Genomic DNA, 4,431 nt, shown 5'->3' with positions numbered 1-4,431 from the left:
ACAGGGACGTTATAAACACCTGTTTGAACCACAGAGGAACGACAAGCTGATTAACGAAATCCAGGAAGAAGTTGACCGCTACTGGAACTCAATCGGAAAATAAGGTCATAGTATCACTTTAGGAATATGGCACTGAAAATGAAAAGCTATTATCATCGCGGCGGAAACACGCCCTTACAGGGAAACACTATTGCGGAACATTTCTCAGATGTTGTGATGCGCTTTCCCGAACAGGAAGCTGTGATATCGTTTCCGCAACAAAAACGCTTAACTTATAGGGCTCTGTCTGATGCGGTTGAGCAGCTGGCAAAAGGTCTTTTAGCCATCGGCTTTGTTAAAGGTGACCGTATCGGAGTGTGGTCAACCAATAATATTGAATGGTTATTGCTGCAGATGGCCACAGCACGCATTGGTGCTGTATTGGTGAATATTAATCCTGCTTACCATTTGCATGAACTGGCCTATGCGCTGAAGATCTCCGAGGTACAGGGCATTTTCACGATCCCGGCATTTCGCAGCAGTGATTATGTCGCCATGCTGGTAGAATTGCTTCCCGAATTAAAACTGCCATACAAAAAAGAACTGGGTAATAGCAAATTTCCGTTTCTGCGCAAAGTGGTTGTGTATGATCCAGCCGATACAGAACAGACAACACGACTCTATGATGGTCTTATGAGCTGGTCTGAAGTCATCAGCGCCGGCAATAGTATTACTACGGAAACACTGAATGATATTACAGCATCACTCGACAGAGATGATCCTATCAATATTCAATACACTTCCGGTACCACGGGGTTTCCCAAAGCGGTAACACTGACCCATCACAATATTCTTAATAACGCCTGGTTTGCGGCTCAGGCCATGCACTTTACCGAACAAGACAGGTTATGTGTACCGGTACCGTTTTATCATTGTTTTGGCATGGTGTTAGCGAACCTATTATGTTTATCTGTGGGCGCCTGCATTGTGATCCCATCAGAACATTTCGATGCCCAGGCTACGTTACAAGCCATACAAGAGGAACATTGTACAGCGATACATGGTGTTCCCACCATGTTTATAGCCGAGCTGGAACATACAGACTTCAAACAGTTCGATATGTCCAGTTTACGCACGGGCATCATGGCCGGTGCCCCCTGTTTACCCCCATTGATGAAACAGGTAATTGAAGATATGCACTGCGCTGAAATACTCATCGGTTATGGTGAAACTGAAGCATCACCACTGACACATTTAACCACCCGTGATGATAATATGGAACTGCGCACTGAAACCGTGGGTAAAAACCTGCCGCATCAGGAAGTAAAAATTGTTGCTTTAGATACAGGTGCTACCGTACCTTTGGGCGAGATCGGTGAAATCTGTTTTCGCGGTTATCACATTATGCAGGGGTATTATGGCCAGGCAGATAAAACCGCAGAAGTAATTGATAAAAATGGCTGGTTATACTCCGGTGATCTCGGAACCATGGATGCCAATGGTTATGTACGTATCACCGGACGACTCAAAGAGATGATTATTCGTGGCGGTGAAAACATTTATCCAAAAGAGATAGAAGATTTTTTATTTACTCATCCCGCAGTAGCGCAGGTAGCAGTGTTTGGTGTGCCAGATGAATTTTATGGTGAAGAAATCATGGCATGGATCCAAGTTCGTAAAGGTAAACAGTGTAGTGAAGCCGACATTTTGGACTATTGCAAAGAGCAGATCGCCGTTTTTAAAATTCCCAAATATATTTGGTTTGTGGATGAGTTTCCGATGACGGTGACCGGTAAATTACAAAAGTTCCGCATGCGTGAAATAGCGATTGAAAAGCTTAGATTAAACAACGGAAAAATCAAATAGAGCTCAGCTGGCGGATGTAGGCATTCGTGATAAGGCACCGTCAATTAAACAAGCTTTTGAGCAAATAGCCGTCGCGATAAAACCTGTTGGGAAATCACCAAATCGGATAAAACGCGTGTCCCGATCTATGTCAATCAGGCCTAGCTTCTGACAATGGAGGATAAATTTATCAGCAAGTAAGCAGTGTTGCTTTCTTAGCAGATATTGTTGAAGCAGCCTTTGCTATACACGGTGCGCACGAGGGCTATGATTTTTAGACAGAATAAGTGACTCAAACTCACTAACGAATACTCAACACTTGCTATCAGTTCACTTTTTGCAGCTCAATAACGACGAAATTTATCGGTGACTAGCTTAAGTGGTACGGTTTGCAGGCCTTTTAATAGCTTTTAAAAAAAGGCATCGCTGCTTTTTTATCCTTACGCTTCTGATCCAGAATATCAATCCCATTGAAGTATTGATCTACGGCTCGCCAAAGGTAATGCAAAACACCATTTACTTTAATACAAACCGCATCTAAACCCGTTATTATTGGCAGCGGAGCGGGGTTATTACGAAATTGTAAAACTTCTCCATAAACGTGGCAGCTCTTTGGAAGTTGGTGGACGCTGGTCTATTAGATACGCCAATCAATATGGCTATCAACAGCTAAAAACCGATCTGCTTGAGCAGAGTCAGGAAGATCTACTTGAAGATGAGTTTCAAGTAGATTGAGTATAAAAGGCGTAGATTGGTTTAATGCCAGTTCAAAATCAATGAAACTCACTTACGCCTTAAATTAAAACAATTAAGTAACTTCAGCAAAAAACTTGCCTTATATTTTAAGATAATAAAACTAAAATTATCAGCTGCATCACTATTTAACACGGCATTTTCAAGGCTGCTGGCAATATTTTGAAGGCTTTTGTTTTTTTTAAATATCAGGGCAAGTTCTGACGCTGAAACATAATCACTAACACCGTCACTGCATAACAACAAATAACCGTCGTGTTTAGGTAATATCTTTTTTGAATCAACCGAAAATCGCTTATTTTCCATACCCATACAGCGATTGATTAAATTTGAGTTTGGGTGATTTTCTGCTTCCTCAGGCGTTAATACTTCACGGTAAATCATATCTTGAACAAAAGTATGATCGATAGTTAATTGTTTTAATTTATTATCAAAGCAATAAATGCGACTATCACCAACCCAAGCAATATTAAAACCATTCGTTAATGATTGAGCTGCGACTATCGTTGTGCCCATCCCCTTTTGCTCTGGGTGCTGTTGTCCTTGAAGTAAAATAGTTTGGTGTGCAAAAGTTATCGCCTCACTGAGTTTGCCTTTTGCTTTTATTTTATCAGGGATAACAGTGACGGCAATGTCACTTGCAACTTCTCCACTAGCATGCCCTCCCATGCCATCAGCGACTAACCATAAGCCGTTAGTATCATCCACATGCAATGAATCTTCATTATGTTCACGCACTTTACCCACCTGAGATACTGCAATACTTTCTATAGTTAGCAAAAACAAATCACCCTTTTTCATCTAAAAAAATACGTCTTATTTTACTGTAATTAACACCGTAGCTTATTTTATTTATTATGCTTATTTCAGAATTAAAAAATTTTAACCGCACTAAATAATATAATAGTGATCGGCAGTATGGAATGTTAAAAAAATAACACTTAAAATTAAATGACTATTTAATACCTGCAAGACAAAGATTAACAGCAATATAGGACTATACAATGCTAACCAATGAAGCCAACAGTACGCTAAGTGAGCTTGAGTTACAATTAGCTCAAGCTAAAGCAGAAGCGGAAAAAGCGCGTCAATCAGCGCAAGAAGCCGAACAAGAAAGAGCCAAAGCGCAGCAAGATGCTGAACTTGCTGATCAACATGCCAGCCAAGCAAATAGTTCAGCTGATGATTCTCGCTCTAATGCCCAACAAGCTGATAATGCTCAGCAAGATGCACAACAACAAGCATCACAAGCAACACAAGCAACCAGTGAAACACAACGTCAGGCTGATCAAGCAACACGTTCGTCTGATATTGCTGATAATCAAGCAAATGAAACAAGAGAATCATCACAACAAGCTAATGCTTCCGCCTCTGATGCACAGCAACAAGCAAATCAAGCTGGCGCTTCCGCTTCTGATGCTCAGCAACAAGCAAATCAAGCTGGCGCTTCCGCTTCTGATGCACAGCAACAAGCAAATCAAGCAGGCTCTTCCGCTTCTGATGCACAGCAACAAGCAAATCAAGCCGGTACTTCTGCCTCAGACGCACAACAACAAGCCGATAGTGCAGGGTCTTCTGCTCATGATGCACAATCTCAAGAAGATCAAGCAAGTATGAGTGCCAATCAAGCAGAACAGCAATCTGTAAATGCAAGCTCATCAGCCAATGAAGCGCAAAACCAAGCAGGAGAGGCTCAAACCTCCGCCACAGAAGCCCAGAGTTTAGCTGCGAACTCGCAAAGTTCAGCGGATAGTGCACAAACTGCATCAAGCGACGCTCAAAGTGCGGCTGAAGAAGCATCAGAACAAGCCAGTGAAGCTAGCACAGCATCAGATAAAGCCCAAGATTCACAAC

Annotated in this window: 4 protein-coding genes and 1 pseudogene; 3 read left to right on the top strand and 2 right to left on the bottom strand. The window is 41.9% G+C overall.

The features are described from left to right. Positions 1-138: 138 nt before the first annotated feature. A complete protein-coding gene (locus AC4GME_RS12270) occupies positions 139-1,845 on the top strand; it encodes a fatty acid CoA ligase family protein (protein ID WP_490379461.1) in 1,707 nt (568 codons plus the stop codon). A 379-nt stretch (positions 1,846-2,224) separates the two neighbouring features. Here AC4GME_RS12270 and AC4GME_RS12265 read toward each other — a convergent pair whose 3' ends face one another. Continuing rightward, on the bottom strand, positions 2,225-2,332 hold the full coding sequence (locus tag AC4GME_RS12265; protein WP_490378036.1) for a DDE-type integrase/transposase/recombinase: 108 nt from the start codon (positions 2,330-2,332) through the stop codon (positions 2,225-2,227). Between the two features lie 104 nt (positions 2,333-2,436). On the opposite strand from AC4GME_RS12265, the gene AC4GME_RS12260 reads away from it, so the two are divergent. Next, the gene (locus tag AC4GME_RS12260) at positions 2,437-2,559 is read left to right on the top strand and encodes a hypothetical protein (protein WP_490378037.1); all 123 of its coding nucleotides are present in this window, start codon (positions 2,437-2,439) and stop codon (positions 2,557-2,559) included. Between the two features lie 48 nt (positions 2,560-2,607). On the opposite strand, the gene AC4GME_RS12255 is transcribed toward AC4GME_RS12260, so the two are convergent. Continuing rightward, complete coding sequence (locus AC4GME_RS12255) at positions 2,608-3,357, bottom strand: PP2C family protein-serine/threonine phosphatase (protein WP_490379460.1); 750 nt, start codon at positions 3,355-3,357, stop codon at positions 2,608-2,610. A gap of 224 nt (positions 3,358-3,581) precedes the next feature. On the opposite strand from AC4GME_RS12255, the pseudogene AC4GME_RS12250 reads away from it, so the two are divergent. Beyond that, positions 3,582-4,431 (top strand): annotated as a pseudogene (locus AC4GME_RS12250) (hypothetical protein); the annotation flags it as partial.

It is taken from the genome of Psychromonas sp., assembly GCF_983033635.1.
The sequence above is the reverse complement of the archived record's forward strand: the minus strand, read 5'-3'. Positions and strand labels throughout refer to the sequence as shown.

What these genes read in the sequence shown, in the direction of transcription:
- AC4GME_RS12270 (WP_490379461.1), top strand. Translation starts at nt 139, where the DNA reads ATGAAAAGCTATTATCATCGCGGCGGAAACACGCCCTTACAGGGAAAC.